The sequence below is a fragment of the Ruegeria sp. AL12 genome (genome assembly GCF_056540885.1).
The window spans coordinates 1-607 of the sequence record NZ_JBQFXN010000158.1 but is presented as its reverse complement, the minus strand read 5'-3'; the positions used below and the strand labels follow the sequence as shown (position 1 = coordinate 607).

At 58.6% G+C, this 607-nt stretch carries 2 protein-coding genes; both read right to left on the bottom strand.

Annotated elements, in window-relative coordinates; all coding sequences use genetic code 11:
* Positions 1–70 precede the first annotated feature (70 nt).
* Entirely contained in the window at positions 71–436 is a 366-nt protein-coding gene (gene rplT / locus ACR0C6_RS21975; RefSeq protein ID WP_039523695.1) for a 50S ribosomal protein L20, read from the bottom strand.
* A 15-nt stretch (positions 437–451) separates the two neighbouring features.
* On the bottom strand, positions 452–607 hold a 156-nt coding region (locus tag ACR0C6_RS21970; RefSeq protein ID WP_480621296.1), incomplete at its 5' end, for a large ribosomal subunit protein bL35.

Sequence of the window (607 nt, the reverse complement as noted above, 5' to 3'; positions counted from 1 at the left end):
ACGGGTTTCTGCCAAAGAAAAAGACCGCCCCAAGGGGACGGCCTTTCTTTCACTGTCTCTTTTCAGAGGTTCAGGCAGCCAGAGCAGCCTGAGCTTTGGCGACGATCGCGCCGAACGCTTCCGGTTCGTGCACGGCCAGGTCGGCCAGAACTTTGCGGTCCACTTCGATACCGGCCAGGTTGAGACCGTTGATGAAGCGGGAATATGTCAGAGCCTCGTCATGGCTGCGCACAGCAGCGTTGATCCGCTGGATCCACAGCGCGCGGAAGTTGCGCTTGCGGTTCTTGCGGTCACGGGTCGCGTACTGGTTGGCCTTGTCGACGGCCTGAGTTGCGACTTTGAAGTTGCTCTTGCGACGACCATAATAGCCTTTTGCGGCCTTGATGATCTTCTTGTGACGGGCGTGAGTTACGGTTCCACCTTTAACGCGGGACATCTCTTACATCTCCTCTTAGCGGTCGTAGGGCATGTAGCCCTTGACGATCTTGGCGTCGGGGGCGGACAGGGTGGTGTTGCCACGGGCATCGCGGATGAATTTCTTGGTCCGCTTGATCATGCCGTGCCGTTTGCCGGCCTGGCCAGCAAGGACCTTACCGGTCGCAGTCAC